Consider the following 20,696-nt stretch of genomic DNA (forward strand, 5'->3'; position numbering starts at 1 on the left):
GTAGGGCTGGCTGATGGCTTCCTTGCCGTCGAAGGCGAGGACCTGGAAGTCGTGCTCCAGGCCGTCGATGTGCAGGCTGAAATGGGTCTGGTTTGCGGCGGCAAACATCCTTGTCCCTCATGTACGAAAGCGGTGGCAAAACGACCGTGACCTACGACGAACGCGGTAGCTCACGGCATGAGTCATCTCAGGTTGCGGACGCCGGCTTTCGCCGGCGCCAGCTTGACCAGAACCCCTGCACGGCGAAGGCATCACGCAGTTGCGCGGCGCCAATGCTGCGTTGCTCGGGGTTGAAGGCCAGCGCCGCGCGCAGGGCTGTCCAGGCCTTGCCCGGCATGCCGGGCGGCGCTTTGGCCGGCAACTGCATGCCTTGGTTGCGCGCCTTCAGCGACGGCAGCCGTTCGAACGGGTGGCGCCCGGTGACCAGCTCATACAGCACGCAAGCCACCGCATAGAGGTCGCTTGCACTGCTGGGCGTGCCACCCTCGAACAGCTCGGGCGCAGCGTAGGCCGGGGTCCAGGCCTCGAACCGCCCATGGCTCAGGTGCGGCAGCCCCGCCAGTGGTCCGTCCAGGGCCATGCCCAGACCGAAATCGAACAGGCGCAGGCCATCGTCGCTGAGCATTACGTTGCTGGGCTTGAGGTCACCGTGCACCACCCCCTGGCCATGCACGCAGGCCAGGGCGTCGAGCAGCGGCACGGCAATCTCGCGCACCTGCGCCCAGCCCAGCCCCAGTGGCTGGTCGCACAGCAGACGGTCCAACGACGCGCCCTGCATCAGTTCCATGGTGATGAAACCGCGCTCGCTCTGCGGGTCGACGGCGAAGCCTTGCAGCCGCACCAGGTTAGGGTGGCGCAGGCTGCTGGTCAGGGCGTACTCGTTGAACAACAGGGCATTGGCATCGGGTGCCGTGGCCAGCTGGTCGCTCATCAGCTTCACCGCCAGTAGCGGCTGAGGATCACCGAAACGCTCCTGCAGCAGGTCACGGGCCCGGTACACCAGGCCCATGCCGCCAGCGCCGAGCAGCCGCTCGAGGCGATAGCGCCCGGCCAGCACGCCGGGAATCGGCGGTAACGGCGTAGCCGTTGTCGGCGGCTGCGTGGCAGCTTGCGCGCGCCCTTTGCCACGCCGTTTGCGCCGCGCCTTGCCACTGCGCTCGGGCTCGGGCTCGGGCTCGCTGGCCTGGGTGAAAGCGAAATAGGTCGGCTCGCTGCCCCGCTCAAGGGCATCGAGCACATCGAGTGCGTCGCCGCTGCCAAGGTTCATCGGTGGATCACCACTGCAGTCAGGTTGTCTTTGGCTGCACCGCGCAAGGCGGTGTCGAACAGGCGTTGCAGGGCCTCGCCGGGCGAGGCGAGGTCCAGGGCGTGGCCCAGGCCGCCACTTTCCAGGCCGTCGTAGAGGCCATCGCTGCACAACAGGAATACATCGCGCGGCTGAGCTTCGAACTCCAGTACCTCCAGGGTCAGGCTGGCGCTGGCGCCGACGGCACGGGTCAGGGCCCGGGCCGAAGGGTGCACGCGGGCCTGCTCGGCACTCATCCGCTGCTGGTCGATCAATTGCTGCTGCAGCGAGTGATCGCGGGTCAGCTGGTACAGGCGCTGGCCGCGCCAGAGGTAGCAGCGGCTGTCGCCGGCCCACACGCAGGCGCCGCGGCGGCCTTCGAGCAGCAGGGTGACCACGGTGCTGCCGACAATACGGGCCTTGCCCTCGACACTCACCGTCAGTTCCTGGCCTAGCCGCCGGTTGATCCAATGCAAGCACTGGCGCACGGCGACCACGCGTTCGTCGAAGCTGCTGCCGGCCGGCAGTTCGGCCAGGCTCTCGACGATCATCTGGCTGGCGAGATCGCCGGCCTGATGCCCGCCCATGCCGTCGGCGACCGCCCACAGGCCGTGCTGCGGGCAGTCGAGAAAGGCGTCCTCGTTGCGCGCCCGGACCTTGCCCGGGTCGGTGCGCGCAGCGCTGCGCCAGGGGGTGGCTGGCAGCATCACAGCTCCCCTGGCAGGCGGAAGCCGCGCAGCACACTCAGGTCGAACGGGTTCGGCGCGCGCTGGCTGGTCAGCAGGTAGTTGGCACGCATGCCGCCGACATTGGCCTTGAGCACCATGGTGTCGCGGCCCTTGAGATACTCGGCTTGCATCAGGTCGAGCAGGCGGAACAGCGACCATGGGCCACCATTCTTCTCCAGGGCCATCGGACGGCCGTTGAGCTGCTCCAGGGTCAGGCTGCTGTTACCGTCCTGGGCATCGGTCGGCCACTTCAGGCTGGTGGAAACGATCGGGCCATGGCGGTAGTCGATCACCGAATCGCCGAAGCGGAACTCTGCCCGGCTCACCGACGGGTCAAGGGTGTACGGCTCAAGCTTGAACTGCACCTGTGGCTCGTCGGGGTTCTGCGCGAAGAAGCTCTGGCGGATGACCTGGGCAGCGCTCATCTGGTCGAGGAATGCCTTGGTCATCGGCAGGCTCTGGCCGTCCAGGCTGCGCAGGCGGTAGCTGCCCGGTTCACCGCTGACGAAAGGACGCATGTAGGTGTCGAAGAAGCGGTCCGCCACCCCCTGGGCCTTGAAGAAGTCGCGGAAATCGCTGATCGCCACGTCGCTGGTGCCATGCGCGTTGAACGGGTAGCGCGACTCGATGGCGCGGCCGTAGAAGCTGTACAGCTCGTTCTGGTAGCGCTGGTTCAGGTAGGTGTAGGTGTCGTTGAGCACCATGCGCCAGATGTCGTCGGACAGCAGGTTGAACCAGCCGGCCACCGGACGCGGCAGGCGCACGGTGCCGTTGCGCAGGCTGCTCAAAGCATCACGTTGCCCGGCCATGCGGGCCTTGGCCATCTGGTACGAGGCTTCCTCGGCCTGGTTGGAACGGGCCAGGCTGGCCAGTTGCTGCTGCAGGTCGTTCAGCGCCTGCAGGGTCGGCGTCAGGTCGGGGCCGGGGCCATTGTTGTCGTCGAGCAGCCGGTGCAGGGGTTCGAAGCGCCGCTGCAGGGCCATGCGTGCGGTGTCCGGCAGCGGTTTCCTGGCGAGGGCGTCGCGGGCCTTGTCGGCCACGGCGCCAGCAACCGCCGCACCACCCTTGCCGAGTTTCTTGGTAGCGGCGGCCTCGACGGCCGGGTTGCCCTCGTCTGCGGCCTCGGCCAGTACCGGGAAGCGAGTGTTCTCGCGCACCTCGGTGAGCAACAGCAGCAACGGCGAGTTGGCGGCGGTAAGCGCCGATAGCTGGTCGGCGCCTTCACCGGCATCGCTGAACGGAATAAGCCCGACCTGGTTGATGGCTTCGCCCCAGTAGTTGGCATAGTCACGGAAGTACAACTGCTCCAGTTCGACCATCAGCCGGCGCATATCCATGTCGCTGATGCCGCGGCCCTCGCCCAGCACCCAGTTGTCGCGCAGGATATCGTTGACCAGGTTGGTGCCCTGCACGGAAAAGTACTGCTGGTAGCCCTGCGAGGTGTAGAAGCCGGGGATCGGGTAGTCGATGCCGACGAACTGGCTGGCCTGCGGTCCGAGCTGCTGGCTCAGGCGGTACTCCGGCAAGCTGCGGGCCTGCTCGCGCAGCACACGATAGACCACGCTGGCCAGGGACTCGGCGCGCAGCACCTGGCGCGCCTGGGCTACCAGGGTGTCGTTGAGCGGGTAGCTGAATGACTGGCTCAGCAGGCGCTCGAAGTGCGCGTTCAACCCTTCCTGCGCGGCGGTGTTGCCGTTGTAGCGCTGCGACCAGCCGGCCGCCACCCAGTCCTTGAGCCAGGCCTGGTCGCGGCGCTCGGGCAGGCCCAGCATCAGGTAGGCGCGCAGGCTGTTGAGCAGGCGCTCGCGGTTTTTCAGGTTGCTGCGGATCTGCCCTTCAACCATCTGCGCTACCCGTGGCAGCAGGACGGTTTCCAGTTCACGCTGATAGGCAGGCTGCAGTACTTCATTGGCCGGGGCGCCCTGGTACAGGCCACCGCGCTGCAACCAGGAGACATCGCCACTGGCCGGAAACACCCGCGTGGCCTGCCAGGCGCTATCCAGGGGCTTGAGCGCGGCCAGCGCATCGTCGCGGGCTTCCAGGCCGGTGTGCTGGCGCTGCCACTGGCGGCCCAGGTCGCGCACCTGCTCCAGGCGCTCGTGGTTGCCGGAGAAGCTGCCGGCCCAGAGCACGCCGAACAGCGCCAGTGCACCCAGCGCACCGAGATAGACAGCCCGTTGGCCCCAGTGGATGCGGCGGCGTTCGCGCTGGTCGAGCCCGGCCAGGTCGTACTCGGGGAAAATCACCCGGCTGAACAGCTGCAGGATGAACCGCGAGCGCCCCTGGGGCGCGGCGCGGCCGGCCGTGCCGGGGTGATAGCCGTTGTCGCTGTCGACCCTTGGCGCCTGGTGCGGCGCGCTGGTGAGGTAGAAGCCGCGCAACTGGCTGGCGCGCTGGTAGCGGTTGCCGGTGAAGGCGGCGTCGACGAACAGGCACAGCTGATCGCCGATACGCCCCAGCTGGTGCGGGAAGTCGAGGATCCGCGCGCGGCGCTGAGTGTTGCGCTCGTGGTGCATACGCTGGGTGACCTGGTCACCCAGGCGTTGCAGCAGGCCCTGGAATTCCTTGGCCAACAGCTCGGTGTCGGCGCCGTTCTGGCCCTTGCCGAAGGTAATGCCGAATACCTGCTCGTTCTCTTCACGCGACTGCTGGTCGAAGAAGGCGTCGAAGCCTTGCAGGCGGTCGGTCTTGCTCAGCACCAGGTACACCGGCACCTCGACATGCAGGCGCAGGCGCAGCTCCTGCAGGCGTGAACGGACCTTCTGCGCCAGCTCGTTCACTGCCGCTTCACCACCAAGCAGGGTGTCCAGCGGCACTGTGACCACCACACCGTTGAGCGGGCGGTTACGCCGGCGCAGGCGTAACTGGTCGAGCAGCACGCGCCAGGCATGGCCGTCGACTTCGCTGTCGGCCTGGTTGAGGAAACGCCCGGCGGTATCCACCAGCACGGCCTGTTCGGCGAAATAGAAATCGCAGAAGTCGCCGCTGGAGGGATCACGCGCAAGCTTGCGCTCCAGGGCGTTGATCGGGAATTCCAGGCCCGAGTGGTCGATCAGGCTGGTCTTGCCCGCGCCCTGCGGGCCGAGAACCAGGTACCAGGGCAAGTCGCGGCGCCAGCGCTCGCTGCGCCCGCCGTACAGGCTCGAGTGCTTGAGGGTGGACAAGGCATGCTTGAAACGGGCCTTGATCTCCTTGCCCTCCTCGTCCATGCGCTCTTCACGCTCCAGGCGTTCGCGACCGCCCTCGCTCTCGAGCTGCTCCTGCTTGCGCTGGTTGGCGCGCCAGCTGGCAAACACCATCCACAGGCCCCACACCAGGAACAGTACGCTGATGGTCAGCAGCCGCGCGGCAGCGTCTTCCCAGAACTTGTTGTCGGCCACCGCCAGCAACGGCCCGGCGAACCACACCAGCAGGGCCAGGGCGAGCACCAGCAACAGGCTCCAGACCCAGGTCCGGGCGAGGAAGGCGCCCACTTTCTTGAAAAAAATCTTCATCACAAGTCCTTGTGTCACGACCGCGGCTGGGGCGCTGTCTGCTCGAGCGTCTGGAAGGGTTGCAGGACGGCCGTGCGCTGCTCACCCAGCACCCAGGCAAAACCGGAATACATCACCACCAGGGATACCAGGGTGAACAGCGCCACGCTCCACCACGGCACGATGCGCACCGGGCTGTTGCGCTGCCGGTCCAACCCTTCCCAGCGCGGCGACAGCTCGCGCGGCACGTCGCCACGCAGCTGGCGGATCTGCCGGTACAGCGCGTCGCGGATGCCTTCGAGTTCGGACATGCCGCGATCGATGACCCGGTACTTGCCCTCGAAGCCCAGGGACAGGCACAGGTACATCAGTTCGAGCATCGCCAGGTGCTTGATCGGGTTCTTGGACATGCGGTCGAGCAACGCGAAGAACTTCTCGCCACCGAAGGTCTCGTTGTGGAAGGCGCTGAGCAGGCTCATCTGCGACCACTGGCTCTCGTTGCCCCATGGCGTGGTGACCACCGCCTCGTCGACCACGGTGCACAGCAGGTAGCGGGCCACCGTGACCTGGCCGTTCTCCACGCCCTCGTAGTGGGTCCGTGCCTCGAACGCACGTATGCAGGCGCTCAAGCGTTCCTTGAGGCTGGCCAGGTCTTCCGCGGTGTCGCTGTGCTTGAGCCGCACTACCTCCGAGAGCAGCTCGCCGGCGGCGGCCACCAACGGGTTGAGGCCGACGTTGAAGCTGCCGCTGGCAGGCAGGCGCGCCGAATAGACCATGCGCTGTTCCAGCGGCTCGGCTCGCGCCGTGCTGCCCAGGGCGGTCAGCGCCTGCCCTTCCGGTGCCGAGCCATCCTGGTTGTACAGGACGGTCTTGTCGTCCTGCGGGTGTTCCATGTCCTTGCTCATGCTCAGTTCCTGATGGCCCAGAATTTCAGTTCGAGATCGGAGAACTCACTGGTGACGTGGAACGCGAAGCCACCAGAACCGTCCATCTTGGCGCGGTCCGCAGCGTCGAGTTCGACGATGAAGTAGGTCTTGTTGGCGTGGAACGGGATCTGCCGCGGCGCCACCGGCAGCGGTTTGACCTTGAGCCCCGGCAGGTGCAGGTTGACCAGCTGGCGGATGCGCTCCACCGGGCCGACCTTCAGGTGCGACGGCAGGCGCTGGCGCAGCGCTTCGGACTCGCAGTTGGCGCTGGCGGCCAGCACGAACGAGGCGGTGGTGAGCAGGCCCGGGTCGTGCAACGGCGACACCAGGATGCCGTACTGGCGCTGCTGCAGTTCAAGCTCGATGGCGTGCTGCTCGAGCACCATCGACAGCACCTGGCGGATCGACTCCATCAGCTTGCGGAAGCTCGCCCCCTGGTCGCTGTGCTGGTAGCGCGCATCCAGGCGCGGGCGCTTGGTGTCACTGGAAAAGGTCGCCAGGTCGCCAAGCATGACCAGGAAGGTGCGGTACAGCTCCTCGGGGTGCACCTGTTCCAGGTTCAGGTAATGGCGCAACAGCAGCTCGGTGCGGTTGATCAGTTGCAGCATCATGAAGTCCCCGACCTCGGCGCCGCCGACCTTGCCGTTGGAGCGGATACGCTCGGCCAGGGTGTCGCCGCGCAGTGCCAGCATGCTGATGACTTCCTTCAGGCACGACAGCAGGTATACCGATGAGTGGGTGCGGATGAACGTTGGCACGAATTCCGGATCGAGACTGATGACCCCGTCTGGCGAGGTATCGAGGATCTCGCAGACCTTCAGCTTGACGTAGGCCTGGTCGGTCTGTTGCTCGCCCAGCAGCAGGCGGAAGTCAGGGCGTGCGCAATTGATCTGGCTACTGTTGTCGTCACCGGCGTTGGAGTCGGATACCTCCACCTCGTAGGTGGTGTAGCGGGTCAGCACGTCGGATTGCTCGGGGCGGCGCGCCTCAATGTGGTTGCCAGTGACCAGCGGCAGGGCCATGAAGATCGGCGTCGCGCCGGTGTTGGGCGGCACGTCCAGGGCCAGTGGCTCGCTGCTGCCGTCGAGCTCGAACAGGCTGCCGTCGGGCAGGATGCCGGCGGCGCGGCTGATCACCAGCTTGCCCATGTTGAGGAACTGCAGGTCGATCTCGAGGTTGATGAAGCCCCAGGTATAGGTGCCCAGCAGCTGGGTACGGGTCTTCATCTGGCTGTCGTAGTAGCGGTCGTTGTGCTGGAAGTGCTGAGGACGCAGCAGCATCCCCTCCTGCCAGACTACCTTGTGCACGTTCATGGGCGCTCACCCGCTTGTGCCACGGATGGCACGCCATTATGGATACCCGCCTGGTCCAGGTAGAGGTTGACAACCACGCGCTCACCGGCGCGGATCGCCTGCACCCGGCGCCAGTGCGCCTGGTCGAGGTCGCGGTAGGCGGCCAGGATGCCGACGAAGCGGCTGTCAGGGTCGATGCTCAACTTGAGGGCCAGGGTCTCGCCCGGACGCAGCTCATGCTCCTCGCTGGCCACCATGTCCTGGGACAGGGTTTCCTTGGGGCGCTGGTACAGGCTGAAGAAGTCGCTGCTCTCGAAAGCCACCGGATGCTTGAGTTCGAACAGGCGCACCACCACCGGTGACGGCCGGCCGTTGATGTCGAGGTTGAGCTGGTCGGTGGCAGTGAGCGTCAGATCCAGCTTGGTCAGGTGCGAGTACGGTGACAGGGCACTGCAGCCGGCCAGCCAGGACAGGGCGGCCAGGGCCCAGGTCGCCCTGAACACCATGCGGGTGATGCGAATCATGGAAGTCATCCTTGCGGGTCGTGATGAAGGGAAGCGATCAGGCGCACCTGCTCTTCGTAGGTTCGGGCGAAATCCTTGACCAGCAGGCGCTCGCTCCAGTCCTCGTTGGCCATCAGGGCCTGGTGATAGCGCACGTAGGATTTCCAGCGGCTGCTGAACGGCCCCTTGCGGCCCTGGCGTTCGAACTGCAGGGTCAGTTGCTCCGGGGCAAAATGCTCCAAGGTGCTGCGCAGGGCCTGGCGGCTGGCGCCGAGCATGGCCACCTGGTGCGCCTGCAGGTCACGGAAGGCCTGGGCCACGGCGTGTTCACCGGCCAACTGGCCGCCGCGCCGTGGCTTGAGCAGCTCGTCCAGCGCCTGGTCGGCATCCGGCGAAGCCTTGATCGGGTTGCGGCTGGCGCCCTGCGGCGTAGTCAGCGCCAGGCGCAACTCGTTCTTCAGCTCGCTGCGGGTGCGCAGGCTCTGCTGCAGCCCCGCGACGCTCTGGCGCAGCAGCGCGGCAGCCTGCACCGCCAAGTCCTCGCGGGCCTGCTCGTCGAGCTCGTCGAGGGCCACGCCCAGGGCCGCGCCGAAGCGCCTCCAGAAGGCGTCGCCACGTGCCTCGCGCGGCGCCGGCACGGCCACCGGCTCTGGCGCCGGGGCGGGCACCAGGGTCGGTACGATCAGGTTCTCCTGGTCGATTGGCGCATAGTCGGCGCGCTGACGGGCCGGCGCCTCCGGCATGGCCATGGCCACCAGCTCGTCGATGGGCTGCAGGCGGGTTTCTTCCTTGTCCAGTGCGCTGATCGGGTCGAGTTCGAGGAACGCATCGTCGGGGATGATGTTGGCCCCCGGCATACCCAGGCCGACGTCCAGGCCGGGCTCGGGATCGATCAGGCGCGCGCGCACCTCGACATCGCCCATGCGGTACACCGCGCCCTGCTCGATCCGGTAGGCCTCGCCCTTGCGCAACTGCGCACCGCTGCTGGCCAGGCGAATACCGTTGCTGCTGATATCTGTGAGGAAGAATGTGCCGTTATCGAAGGACACCTGGGCATGGTGGCTGGACAGGTGGCGCTTGTCGTCCTCGATGCACCAGTGGCAATCCCTGGCCCGGCCGATATCGCCACCGGCGCGGCCAAAGGTTTTGCTTGGCGCGTCGGTGCGGCCGTGCTGGCGTTTGTCGAGCAGTTCGAAAACCAGTTCCATGGTCAGGGCTCCTTGTGCTCAGTTGTCACGGTTGAGGGCCTGGGGATCTCCCAGGGGGCGGTAGCTGTCGTCGTCGAACTTGTAGTTGCCAGCACACCCTGCCAGGGTGAAAGCGGTAACCAGGGCCAGCAACGTGGCCCGCCAGTGACGGTGAGGCATTGAAACGACTCCATGTTCGAATGAGGCATGCGCCGCCAGGGGCGAGCCTGGGTTGGAATGGGTAAGTGTCGGGGTCATGCCGGTCAGCCCTCGCATTCGCCGATCTGGATGTTCAGGCGCCCCAGCCGGTACAGCAGGGTTCGCCGTGGCAGGCCGAGTTCGCGGGCCGCCAGGGTCTGGTTGCCGTCGTGCTTGCGCAGGCAGTCGAGCAGCAGGCTGCGCTCGACCTTCTCCAGGCGCTCGCGCAGGTTCAGCTCGCAGTCCTGCGGCGCTGGCTCGGCCAGGCTCAAGGCGAAGTGCCCCACCTCCAGTTGGTCGCCCTCGCACAGCAGCACTGCGCGCTCCACCAAACCCTTGAGCTCACGCACATTGCCTGGGAAGGCATAGTTTTCCAGGTGCTCAAGGGCGGCCTGGGACCAGCCCACCGGGCTGCGCTGGAGGAAGGCACAGGCCTTGTCGCAGAAATGCCGGGCCAATGTGATGACGTCACCACTGCGCTGGCGCAGCGGCGGCAGCTCGATGGGGAACTGCGCCAGGCGGTAGTAGAGGTCTTCGCGGAACAGGCCGTCGCTGACCATCTGCACCAGGTCACGGTGGGTGGCGGCGATGATGCGCACGTCGATCTTGTGGGTGACGTTGGAACCCAGCGGGCGGATCTCGCCCTCCTGCAACACGCGCAGCAGCTTGGCCTGCAGGGCCAGGGGCATGTCGCCGATCTCGTCGAGCAGCAAGGTGCCGCCATCGGCGGCGTCGAACAGCCCGGAGCGGTCGCGGTCGGCACCGGTGAAGGCCCCCTTGCGATAGCCGAACAGTTCGCTTTCCAGCAGGGTTTCTGGGAAGGCCGCGCAGTTCTGCACCACGAACGCGCCGGAGCGGCGCGGGCCGTAATCGTGGATAGCGCGGGCCACGAGCTCCTTGCCGGTGCCTGTCTCGCCGCGCAGCAGCACGGTAAACGGGCTGTGCAGGACCTTGCTGATCATCTGGCAGGTCTGGGCCATGGCCGCGCTCTGACCGATCAGGCCGTAGCGGTTGGCGGCAACCGGTGCACGGCTGGCCGCAGGCGGTGGTGCCAGTGGCTGGCGCAGGCGGCGCAGCAGTTGCAGGTGGCCGATGGCAAAGCCGCCCAACTGGCCGAGGGAGTCGGCGAAGGCTTGCAAACCGCCGCGTTCGCGGTTGACGCACAGCAACACGCCGACCACCTGCTGCTGCGCAGTCAGCAACGGCACCGCCAGCAGTGCCTGCCAGGGGGTCGGCTGGTTCGGCAGGAAACAGGTGTCGAACAGGCTGGCAGAGAGGTCGGCGATGTTCACCACGCGGTTTTGGCACAGGGCGAACTGCAACAGCTGCTCGCCGTTGTAGTCGGCCGGCAGGCTGGCGCAATCAGGTGCCAGCAACTGCCCGTCGAGCCAGGCGGCCTCCAGCCCGAGCCGGGTATGGGTCGAGTCGAGCAGGTACAGCTGCACCAGCGCGCAGCCGCTGAGCCCGGCCACAGCCTGCACCAGTGCCTGCAGCAGACACCGGTCGTCCGCCGCGCGGGCCAGCTCGGTGAAGGTGCCCAGCAGCGATTCGGCGTAGGCCAGCGGGTGGGGCACGTGCGTGAACATCACCCCCACCTCAGGCAAACTCGCAGATCACGCCGGCATCCCCATCGAGGGTGGCGTGCACGCGGCTGATCGCCTCGCCAGTGGCCATGGCGTCGAGCAGGTGGTCGGCCACTTTGGGTAGCACATGAGTGTCGATCAGGTGGTCGATCAGGCGCGCGCCACTTTCGCTCTGGCGGCAACGCTCGGCGAGGTGGTCCACCAGCGCCTGGCAGTGGCTGAACGCCAGTTGCCGACGCTGCAGGCGCTCGCCCAGGCGCCCCAGCTTGATCTCGATCAGCTCGCGCAGCACCGGGCCACCCACCGGGTAGTAGGGCACCACGCGCATGCGCGCCAGCAGCGCCGGCTTGAAGTGACGGCTAAGCACCGGCCGGATGTGCTGTTCGAGCAAATCGGCATCAGGCCGCTCGCCGTTTTCACACAGCGCGCTGATCTGCTCGCTGGCCAGGTTCGAGGTCATCAGGATCAGGGTATTGCGAAAATCGATCTGGCGCCCTTCGCCATCATTGGCCACGCCCTTGTCGAAGATCTGGTAGAACAGGTTGAGCACGTCCGGATCGGCCTTCTCCACCTCGTCCAGCAATACCACCGAGTAGGGCTTCTGGCGCACCGCCTCGGTGAGCATGCCGCCCTCGCCATAACCGACGTAGCCGGGCGGCGCGCCGATCAGGCGCGAGACAGTGTGCTTCTCCTGGAACTCGGACATGTTGATGGTGGTAATGAAGCGGTCGCCGCCGTACAGGAGGTCGGCCAGCGCCAGCGCGGTTTCGGTCTTGCCGACGCCACTGGGGCCGACCAACAGGAATACGCCGACCGGCGCATCGGGCTTGTTCAGGCCGGCTGCCGTGGCGCGCATGGCGCGGTTCAGCGCGTGCACGGCCTGTTCCTGGCCGCGGATGCGGGCGCGCAGGTCGTCGGCGAAGCTGATCACCTTGGCATTGTGTTCACGTGCCAGCTGGCTCAGGGGGACACCCGTCCAGGCGCTGATTACCTCAGCCACCAGGCGCGGGCACACTTCGGCACTGACCAGGCGCTCTGCGGCTTGCGCATCGAGCAAGGCTTGATGGGTTTCGGCCAGGCGCTGCTGGAGCTGCTCGCGGCTCTCGCCGACCACGGCTTCCTCGACCTCCTCCGCATCGCCTTGCGCTGGCGCCTCGATGGGAGCATTGGCGACCTGCTGGCGCAGCTCCAGCACCTGTTCGGCCAGCTCGCGCTGACGGGCCCAGCGCGCGGCCAGTTGGGCCTCCTGTTGCCGGGCTTCGGCCAGGCGTTGCTCCAGGCGCTCGAAGGCTTCCTGATCGATTGGCAGCCCCGCCACAGCATCGCGCTGCAGGGCATTGCGCTGGCGTTCCCCCTCGGCCAGTTCGGCACGCAAGCGCTCGAGGGCATCCGGCGCTGCAGCCAGGCTGATGCGCACGCGGGCGCAGGCAGTGTCGAGCACGTCGACGGCCTTGTCGGGCAATTGCCGGCCGGTCAGATAGCGCGCCGACAGCTCGGCCGCGGCGACCACCGCGTCGTCGCGCAGGTAGATGCCGTGGCTCTTCTCATAGAGCTGGGCTAGGCCACGCAGGATGGTCACTGCCTCCGCTACGGTCGGTTCATGCAGTTGCACCGGCTGGAAGCGACGGGCAAGGGCCGGGTCCTTCTCGAAGTATTTCTTGTATTCGGCCCACGTGGTTGCGGCAATGGTGCGCAGTTCGCCTCGCGCCAGCGCCGGCTTGAGCAGGTTGGCAGCATCCGAGCCGCCGGCGGTGCCGCCCGCGCCGATGAGCGTATGGGCTTCGTCGATGAACAGGATGACCGGGCGCGGTGCGGCCTTGACCTCATCGATGACGCCCTTGAGGCGCCGTTCGAACTCGCCCTTGACGCTGGCCCCGGCCTGCAGCAGGCCCATGTCCAGAGCCAGCAGGTCGATGCCTTGCAGGGCCGGCGGCACTTCGCCGGCGACAATGCGTGCAGCCAGGCCTTCGACCACGGCGGTCTTGCCCACGCCCGCCTCGCCGACCACGATCGGGTTGTTCTTGCGGCGCCGGGCCAGGATATCGATCATCTGCCGGATCGACGCATCGCGGCACAGTACCGGGTCGAGTTTGCCGTCGCGGGCCTGCTGCGTGAGGTTGTGGGTGAAGCGCTGCAGCATCGACTCGCCCTGGGGCGCGCCGGCAGCCTTCGGCGCAGCTGGCGATTGCGACAGCGCGTAGCCTTTTAGGCGTTCGATATCCAGGCCGGCCAGCAGCTTGTGGTAGCGGCTGCCAGCATAGCGCAGTGGGTTGCGCAGCAGGCCAAGGATCAATGCGGCCTGGTCGACCTGGCTCTGGCCCAGTTCGAGGTTGGAGACCAGCAACGCATCCTGCAGCCATTGCACCAGCTCTGTCGCAAACACCGGGTTGCGAGTTGCGCTGTGCTCGACATTTGGCTGCAGCGCAGAGCGAAACTCGCCGGCGTCGACCGCGGCATCCTGCAGGGCACGCTGCAACAGGCTGTCGCTGCGTTCGAGCAACCCCAGCAGCAGGTCCTCCACCAGCACCTTGCTGCCACCACGGGCCACGCAGCGCTCGGCGGAGCGCTCCAGGTCACGGCGGCTGTCGGCGTCCAGGGCCTGGACGAGTTGTTGCAGGTCTACGTTGATCATGGCCATTGGTCCTTAATGAATTTTGCTTCCCAGGGTCACCACGCCATCGGCGCGTTCGCGACCCAGCCAACTGGTCCAGCCCAGGTGGCAAACATTCTGTTCACCGATACGCAGCTCGCGGATTTCTTCGCGGCGCAGCTCCAGGCGGATGTCGTAGTCGAGTGGGTCGCGTAGGGTGAAGCGCGTCAGCGCGCACAGCGGTTGGTAGCCGAAGCCGATCGGCAGGAATTCGTGAAAGCGCTGCCAGTCCAGTTCGGTGATGTGGATGCGGAACTTGCCGCTGCGGTCGCGCACGCGCTCGCCGAGCACGGCGTCCTCGCCCAGCAGGCTATTGGCCAGGCCCAGGCGGTTGCACTGTTCCTCGAGGATGTCCACGCGCCGCTCCAGGCATTGCTCGATGACCAGGTCGGCGTGCTTGAAGTAGTAGCGCAGCACGGCCTCGATCAGCGCTGCCGAGTGGGCACGCAGGCTGAGCACACCCAGGTACGGCAGCAGTCGCTTCCAGTTCAGTTCCTTGGCATGGCGTATCTGGTCGCCGCCCAGACCGATCAGGGCGAACAGGTGCGAGGAGAATCCATCCAGGGCGCCGCTCTCGAAACTGGCGCGGTAGCGGTACTTGCGCCAGATCGGTAGCAACAGGCGTTGCAGGCGGTGGTGGAACAGGTCGAGGAACATCCGCGTGGGGTTGCCATCCTCGTTGTCGCCCAGCGCCTGCTCGCCATAGAACGCCGGCAGCGGCGAGCTGGAGCCGACCAGGCCGATCAGGTTGAAGCGCATGCGCGCGCGCAGCCGACCATGCTCGTGGAAGAACTCGATGCGGTCGACGTCGCTGCCGGGAAAACCCAGGCTGGGGTTGGCCTGGAACTCCACCAAGTCATAGAGTTCCTCGTCCTCCAGGTATGGATAGGCCTCGCGCAGCTGCTCCAGCACCAGCAGCACGGCCTGGAACAGCGAGTACTCGCGGATGCTCCGGCTCAGCCGGCTTACAGCAGCGGTTGCAGGCCCATGCGTGGTGTCCATTGGTACACCTCCCCCTGTGTGCTTTTCACCCGCAACTCGTGGTACGAGTTGAGGCTGGCGTAGAGCGCGAAGAACTCATTGAGCACCGAGGCGAAGACGAACAGGTCGCCCTCGCCAATGTAGCCCTCCGGATCAATGGTCAGCTCGGTGCGCAGACCGCGCAGCGGCAAGCCGCGGTGCAGGCGGTCGACATGCTGGTGGCGGATCGACTTGAGCCCGCCAAGCAGGCGTCGGCTGACCTTTTCCGCGTGCTGGTCGTAGTAGCGCGGCAGGTCGTAGGTTTCGAGAATCACCTTGAGCGCGTCGACGTCGGCCAGCGACAGGTAGTTCAGCGACATGTTGCTGATCAGCTTCCACAGGAAGTCGCGGTTCAGCGGCGGCGCGTAGCTGGCGGTGACCGGCGTGATGTTGCGGAAGGAGAGAAACTCGGGCGTCTCCTCGCTGAGCATGCAGATGTCGCCGAGCTTGAGCCGGCGCGGCAGGTTCTGGTTGGTGCAGGTCAGCTCGATCGACAGCGTCTCGTGCGACTCGGCCTGGTGCACGCCAAAGCTCAGGTAGGTGTCCAGGCCGTCGTGCAACAGCGAGGAACGCTGGCGGATGCTGTAGTGCGGGCGATTCTCCGGCACGTCGAAGCTGGCGTCGTGTTCGAACGACTCGAACGGCACGTAATTCTGGTAACCCAGCCCGCCCGGGCTCCAACCGGTCACGCCATCGACCGAGAACACCCCGCAGTGCTCGGGGTCGAGTTCTGCCGGAAGCAGCAGGTACTCGTCCTGCTTACCGTCCAGGCGAATCGGCAGCGCATCATGCTTGAACAGGTTGGTGATCGGCGTGCAGTACAGCTTGACGTTGTCCAGGGTCGGGCGCAGCCGCTGGGCCTCGCCACGGCGGATGTCGAAACGCAGCTCGACGCCGTGCACTTGCTTGAGGGTTTCCTCCGGCAGGCTCTGCAACACCTCCAGGCCACTGACGTCGACAAACAGGAACTTGTCCTGGAAGGCGAAATACTCCTGCAGGAAGCGATAGCCACGGAACGTGTTCAGCGGATAAGGAACCAGCGCCTCTTCCTCGGCGAAACCCACTGGGTGCACCTTGGCCGCCGGCGCACGCAGCAGCAGCGGCTCGCCCTTGACGTTGAGCATCGGCTTGCCGTGGCTGTCCAGCGGCATCAGCTCGACCCCGGCCAGGCTGCGCAGCAGGCTCAGGTAGAGCATCTGGCTGATGTAGCGCTCGCCGGCCAGGTGCAGGCGCAGCCTGGCGAGCTTCACGTCGCCGAGGTTGCCGTCGCAGTTCATCTCAAGGCGCAAGCTCAGCAGCGCGCCCTGGCCATTGAGCGAGTAGTTCAGCGCGCTAAGGCGCAGGGGCAGCACATCGGTCGGATAGCAGGTGCGAAAGCGGCAGCGGACGCCATCGATCGGCTTGCCTTCCACCGGTGTGTCACGCGCCACCCGCAGGGCCGGCCCGGCCTGGCGCAGCGGGTCGAACTGGAGGATGCTGAAGGCCGGTAGCGGGCGCATGTAGTTAGGCCACAGCAGGTGCATCAGCGAGTGGGTGAGCTCGGGCAGCTCGTCATCAAGTTTCTGCCGAAGGCGGCCGGTGAGGAAGGCGAAGCCCTCGAGCAGGCGCTCGACGTCCGGGTCGCGCCCAGCCTGGCCGAGGAATGGCGCCAGCGCCGGGCTGCGCTCGGCAAAGCGCCGCCCTAGCTGGCGCAGCGCTGTCAGCTCGCTTTGGTAGTAGTAGTTGAAGGACATCCGTCGTTCCGCCTGAATTCAGATCTCGAGTACCGCCAGTGACGCAGGGTTCGGGTAATCCAGGGCTATGGGAGGCGCGACATCGTTAGTCTCCTTGACTGACACTGACTTGCCCGCTGCCATCCAGGCGCGCGGCAAAACTGACAGAGCGCCTGATGCCGTCCACCTCAAGCTGGCCTTCGATACTGAAAGCCAGCTTGAGCTGATCGTGACCACGCGGCCTGGAAATCACCCGGACATCGGACAGGCGCGGCTCGTAGGCCTCGATGAAGTGCTCGATGGCCCGACGGGCCTGGCTGAGCGCATCATGAAGACTCAGGCGCATGTCGTTGAGGTCCGGCAACCCGTAGTCGGCAAGCGTTTGCACGCTGCCGGCCCGGGTGCTGAGCATCTTCGCCAGATGAGCAGCCACGGAAGCCATCGCGGCGTCTTCACGCCGCCAGTTGGCACGCTGGTCGGACTCGCCGCTCAAGCGTTCGAACAGGCTTCCGTAGCCACCCATCATCGACGCTTACTCCTTGTCCAGCTTGCCGACCAGCGACAGGGTGAAATCGGCGCCCATGTACTTGAAGTGCGGACGCACGTTCAGGCTGACGCGGTACCAGCCCGGCTCACCTTCCACATCGCTGACGATCACCTGGGCGGCGCGCAGGGGGCGACGGCCACGCACTTCGGCGCTCGGGTTCTCCTGGTCGGCCACGTACTGGCGGATCCACTTGTTCAGTTCCAGCTCCAGGTCGGTGCGTTCCTTCCAGGAACCCAGCTGCTCGCGTTGCAGGACCTTGATGTAGTGGGCCAGGCGGTTGACGATCATCATGTACGGCAGCTGGGTGCCCAGCTTGTAGTTCAGCTCGGCGGTCTTGCCTTCGGCACTGATGCCGAAGAACTTCGGCTTCTGTGCCGAGTTGGCCGAGAAGAACGCCGCGTTGTCGCTGCCCTTGCGCATGGTCAGGGCGATGAAGCCCTCTTCGGCCAGCTCGTATTCGCGACGGTCAGACACCAGCACTTCGGTCGGGATCTTGGTCTCGATCTCGCCCATGCTCTCGAAGTGGTGCAGCGGCAGGTCTTCCACTGCGCCGCCGCTCTGTGGGCCGATGATGTTCGGGCACCAGCGGAACTTGGCGAAGCTGTCGGTCAGTTTGGTACCGAAGGCGTATGCGGTGTTGCCCCACAGGTAGTGCTCGTGACTGTTGGCCACGGTTTCCTTGTAGACGAACGACTTGACCGGGTTTTCTTCCGGATCGTACGGGTTGCGCAGCAGGAAGCGCGGTACGGTCAGGCCGATATAGCGGGCATCTTCGGACTCACGGAAGCTCTGCCACTTGGTGAACTGTGGCCCTTCGAAGTGATCCTTCAGGTCCTTGAGGTCCGGCAGGCCAGTGAAGCTTTCCAGGCCGAAGAATTTCGGGCCGGCGGCCGCAATGAACGGTGCGTGGGCCATGCAGGCGACGCTGGAGACGTACTGCATCAGCTTGACGTCCGGCGAGCTCGGCGACAGGTAGTAGTTGGCAATGACTGCGCCGACCGGCTGGCCACCGAACTGGCCGTACTCGGCGGTGTAGATGTGCTTGTACAGGCCGGCCTGCATCACTTCCGGCGAGTCTTCGAAGTCGTCCAGCAGGTCCTGCTTGGAGACGTTGAGAATCTCGATCTTGATGTTCTCGCGGAAGTTGGTGCGATCGACCAGCAGCTGCAGGCCTCGCCAGGCCGATTCCATGGCTTGGAAGTCCGGGTGGTGGAGGATCTCGTCCATCTGGCGGCTGAGCTTGGCGTCGATCTCGGCGATCATGCGATCGACCAGCGCCTTCTTGACCGGCTCCCCGTCGTTCTGCGGCTTGAGCAACTCTTCGATGAAGGCCGACACGCCGCGCTTGGCAATGTCGTAGGCTTCGTCGTCCGGCGTCAGGCGGGTTTCGGCAATGATACTGTCGAGAATGCTGAATTCGCTGTTCTCGGCGCTCTGTTGTTGTGCGGCGGTGCTCATGGCAATTAGCTTCCTTGACTAGGGGATTCAGGCGTCTGGCTGGGCGTTCAGGCCAAGCTCACCGAGCACACGCTCGCGCGACTCACTGTCAGCCAGCACGCCCTCGATGGCCTTGCGGAACGCCGGGGCGTTGCCCAGCGGGCCCTTGAGGGCGACCAGCGCTTCACGCAGCTCCATCAGCTTCTTGAGCTCCGGCACCTGCTCGACCAGGCTGGCCGGGTTGAAGTCCTTCATGGTGTTGACGCGCAGGCTGACCGCCAGCTCTTCACCTTCAGTGCCTTCCTGCAGGCGGTTGGGCACGGCCAGGGTCATGCTCAGTTCCTGTTTGGCCAGTACCTCGTCGAAGTTCATTTTGTCGATGCTGATCGGCTTGCGGTCTTCGATCTTGCGATCGTCGGCGCGCAGCGTGTAGTCACCGATCGCCAGTAGTTTCAACGGCAGTTCAATCTCTTCCTGAGCCCCACCGGTGGCGGGTTTGAAGGTGACGTTGATGCGTTCCTTGGGTGCTACCGAGCCTTCTTTGGCCATTGGTTTTCTCCTTGAGGGTTATGGCCCTTGGGCCTATTCGAGTACGACTTCGAGATCGAGATGGCACAGTCGGCGGTAGATCTCGTCCTTGCGTTCGCGCACCACATGGTTCTGCGGCAGCAGCTCGCAACAGGTGTGCAGCAGGTGCAGCACCTGCAGCGACAGCTCGGGCTCCCAGGCATCCAGGCCGGACTGGCTCAGTTGCTGGTCGAGGGCTTCGAGCTGGGTCTTGGCCAGCTCGTACTTCTTGGCCGTGTAGCAGAGACGCGCCTGGCTCAATTGCCAGAAAAAACGCTCACGCCCGCCATGCGCGCCCTGCATCTGCTGCTTGAGATTCTGAACCGCACTCTTGAGGCCATCCTTGCGCAGGATTGGCAGCACTGCGTCCAAAGCCTCTTCCCAGGGCGCCTGGCGCATGCCTGGCTCGGCCACGGGCTGGGCCACAGCGGTTTGCAGATGGGGCATGACCTGGGCGGCGATCCAGGCGCGAGTCTCGGGGTCGGCGAAGGGCGTACCGTCGTGGAACTTCAGCTCGATGACGCCGGGCAAGCGTTGCAACAATGAGGCGAAGTTCATCTCCACCTCGCGCATGCCAGCCTCGACGTTCAGGGCCTGGCAGCACTCCCAGACCATACGCTGGCCATCGAACCAGAACGGGGCCTTGGCCACGCTGTTCTCCAGTTCCACCAACAGGTCTGCGTAGTGCCCCTGTTCGAACCGCTCGTTGTAGCTCTTGAGCTTGTCGGCAGGCAGGCCGCGCAACGCGGTGACGTTTTCGGCGTTGCGCTCGGGCATCGCCTCGATGGGTAGCCACAGCAGCGTGCGGTTCAGGCGCAATGCACGCAGGTCGGTGGCTTTCTGCCGCTGCCACCAGATGCACAGCTGGCGGCCTTGCTCCTGTTGGGCGCGCAAGGCCTTGCTAGCGTCCTTTTCGTTCTCCACCGGTTCGCCCGGGGTGAACAGCTGAGTCGCCGCCTGCTTGACCTGGGCAACAATGGCACCCACCGCGCCGGGCTGTGGTTCGTTGCTGGCCGAGCGCTGGACCTGGCCTTTCAATGATCGGCAGATCGGCAACAGCAGCGGCGCATCATCGCCCAGCCTGGCCGACAGCGATGTTTCAAGCTCGCCGAGTTGCTCGACCATCTGCTGGAACAGCGGCAGCTGCTCCTTGATAGCAATGTCGGTGCCCAGCGCTTGTTCGAGGCGCGGCACCAACCACCCAATGGCGGCGGCGCGGGTACGGGGCTTGGCGGGATGGATATCGTCCCAATGGTGCTCGCACAGCTCGCGAAGCAGGCTGATACCTGCCAGGAGGCCGGCATAGGACTCACGCTGAAACAGCGCCCAGGTGAGCCAGGAAGCCACGCGCAGGTCCTTGGACTGGTCGCGCAGCAGCGCTTCACTGTTCTCGAGGATCTTCAGCCAGTCCAACTGGCCGCTGGCATGGATCGACTGGGCGCGGCTGAGCTCGCCTTCGAGGGCTTCGAACTCTGTGGAAAAACGCACGTCCTGGCCGCCGAATGAACCAGGCGAGACGGCACTCTTGCCCAGGTCAAGATAGCGCGCAATCAGTTTCGCAGCGTAAGACATCCATTTCTCTCAGTTT

General features: G+C 65.6%; 17 protein-coding genes. All 17 read right to left on the bottom strand.

The window, feature by feature from the left end; genetic code table 11:
- The coding region (locus JKP78_RS25095) for a hypothetical protein (RefSeq protein ID WP_234454608.1) at positions 1-108 on the bottom strand (108 nt) is incomplete at its 3' end.
- A gap of 79 nt (positions 109-187) precedes the next feature.
- On the bottom strand, positions 188-1,267 hold the full coding sequence (locus JKP78_RS12570; RefSeq protein ID WP_186690380.1) for a serine/threonine-protein kinase: 1,080 nt from the start codon (positions 1,265-1,267) through the stop codon (positions 188-190).
- Positions 1,264-1,992: a PP2C family protein-serine/threonine phosphatase gene (locus JKP78_RS12575; protein WP_170028018.1), complete on the bottom strand. Its 729-nt coding sequence runs from the start codon at positions 1,990-1,992 to the stop codon at positions 1,264-1,266. Before JKP78_RS12575 ends, JKP78_RS12570 begins: the two co-directional genes overlap by 4 nt.
- Positions 1,992-5,507 carry a type VI secretion system membrane subunit TssM gene (gene tssM, locus JKP78_RS12580; protein ID WP_200626774.1) on the bottom strand — a complete coding sequence of 1,172 codons (3,516 nt, stop codon included), beginning with the start codon at positions 5,505-5,507 and terminating at the stop codon, positions 1,992-1,994. The genes JKP78_RS12575 and tssM overlap by 1 nt, the downstream gene beginning before the upstream one ends.
- 14 nt (positions 5,508-5,521) lie before the next feature.
- The gene (icmH, locus tag JKP78_RS12585) at positions 5,522-6,391 is read right to left on the bottom strand and encodes a type IVB secretion system protein IcmH/DotU (RefSeq protein ID WP_186690382.1); all 870 of its coding nucleotides are present in this window, start codon (positions 6,389-6,391) and stop codon (positions 5,522-5,524) included.
- A 2-nt stretch (positions 6,392-6,393) separates the two neighbouring features.
- Positions 6,394-7,725: a type VI secretion system baseplate subunit TssK gene (gene tssK / locus JKP78_RS12590; RefSeq protein WP_170028015.1), complete on the bottom strand. Its 1,332-nt coding sequence runs from the start codon at positions 7,723-7,725 to the stop codon at positions 6,394-6,396.
- On the bottom strand, positions 7,722-8,228 hold the full coding sequence (gene tssJ / locus JKP78_RS12595; protein ID WP_186690384.1) for a type VI secretion system lipoprotein TssJ: 507 nt from the start codon (positions 8,226-8,228) through the stop codon (positions 7,722-7,724). Before tssJ ends, tssK begins: the two co-directional genes overlap by 4 nt.
- Before the next feature lie 5 nt (positions 8,229-8,233).
- A complete protein-coding gene (gene tagH, locus JKP78_RS12600; protein ID WP_186690385.1) occupies positions 8,234-9,415 on the bottom strand; it encodes a type VI secretion system-associated FHA domain protein TagH in 1,182 nt (393 codons plus the stop codon).
- A gap of 18 nt (positions 9,416-9,433) precedes the next feature.
- Positions 9,434-9,574 carry a type VI secretion protein gene (locus JKP78_RS12605; protein WP_170028012.1) on the bottom strand — a complete coding sequence of 47 codons (141 nt, stop codon included), beginning with the start codon at positions 9,572-9,574 and terminating at the stop codon, positions 9,434-9,436.
- An 83-nt stretch (positions 9,575-9,657) separates the two neighbouring features.
- Positions 9,658-11,178, bottom strand: a complete 1,521-nt coding sequence (locus JKP78_RS12610) for a sigma 54-interacting transcriptional regulator (RefSeq protein WP_186690387.1) — start codon at positions 11,176-11,178, stop codon at positions 9,658-9,660.
- Between the two features lie 10 nt (positions 11,179-11,188).
- Positions 11,189-13,813 carry a type VI secretion system ATPase TssH gene (tssH, locus tag JKP78_RS12615; protein WP_200626775.1) on the bottom strand — a complete coding sequence of 875 codons (2,625 nt, stop codon included), beginning with the start codon at positions 13,811-13,813 and terminating at the stop codon, positions 11,189-11,191.
- Positions 13,814-13,819: 6 nt separating this feature from the next.
- On the bottom strand, positions 13,820-14,827 hold the full coding sequence (tssG, locus tag JKP78_RS12620; protein ID WP_170028009.1) for a type VI secretion system baseplate subunit TssG: 1,008 nt from the start codon (positions 14,825-14,827) through the stop codon (positions 13,820-13,822).
- Positions 14,791-16,578, bottom strand: coding sequence for a type VI secretion system baseplate subunit TssF (tssF, locus tag JKP78_RS12625; RefSeq protein ID WP_186690391.1), 1,788 nt, complete (start codon positions 16,576-16,578; stop codon positions 14,791-14,793). Before tssF ends, tssG begins: the two co-directional genes overlap by 37 nt.
- An 85-nt stretch (positions 16,579-16,663) precedes the next feature.
- Entirely contained in the window at positions 16,664-17,080 is a 417-nt protein-coding gene (gene tssE, locus JKP78_RS12630; protein ID WP_170028007.1) for a type VI secretion system baseplate subunit TssE, read from the bottom strand.
- Positions 17,081-17,089: 9 nt separating this feature from the next.
- Positions 17,090-18,562, bottom strand: coding sequence for a type VI secretion system contractile sheath large subunit (tssC, locus tag JKP78_RS12635; protein WP_170028006.1), 1,473 nt, complete (start codon positions 18,560-18,562; stop codon positions 17,090-17,092).
- Positions 18,563-18,589: 27 nt separating this feature from the next.
- Positions 18,590-19,090 (bottom strand): type VI secretion system contractile sheath small subunit, encoded by a 501-nt coding sequence (gene tssB, locus JKP78_RS12640; RefSeq protein WP_170028005.1) that lies wholly within the window; start codon positions 19,088-19,090, stop codon positions 18,590-18,592.
- Positions 19,091-19,123: 33 nt separating this feature from the next.
- Positions 19,124-20,680: a type VI secretion system protein TssA gene (gene tssA, locus JKP78_RS12645; RefSeq protein ID WP_186690393.1), complete on the bottom strand. Its 1,557-nt coding sequence runs from the start codon at positions 20,678-20,680 to the stop codon at positions 19,124-19,126.
- Between the last annotated feature and the right edge of the window lie 16 nt (positions 20,681-20,696).

Source organism: Pseudomonas sp. LAM2023 (genome assembly GCF_016620375.1).
GTDB lineage: Bacteria > Pseudomonadota > Gammaproteobacteria > Pseudomonadales > Pseudomonadaceae > Aquipseudomonas > Aquipseudomonas anuradhapurensis.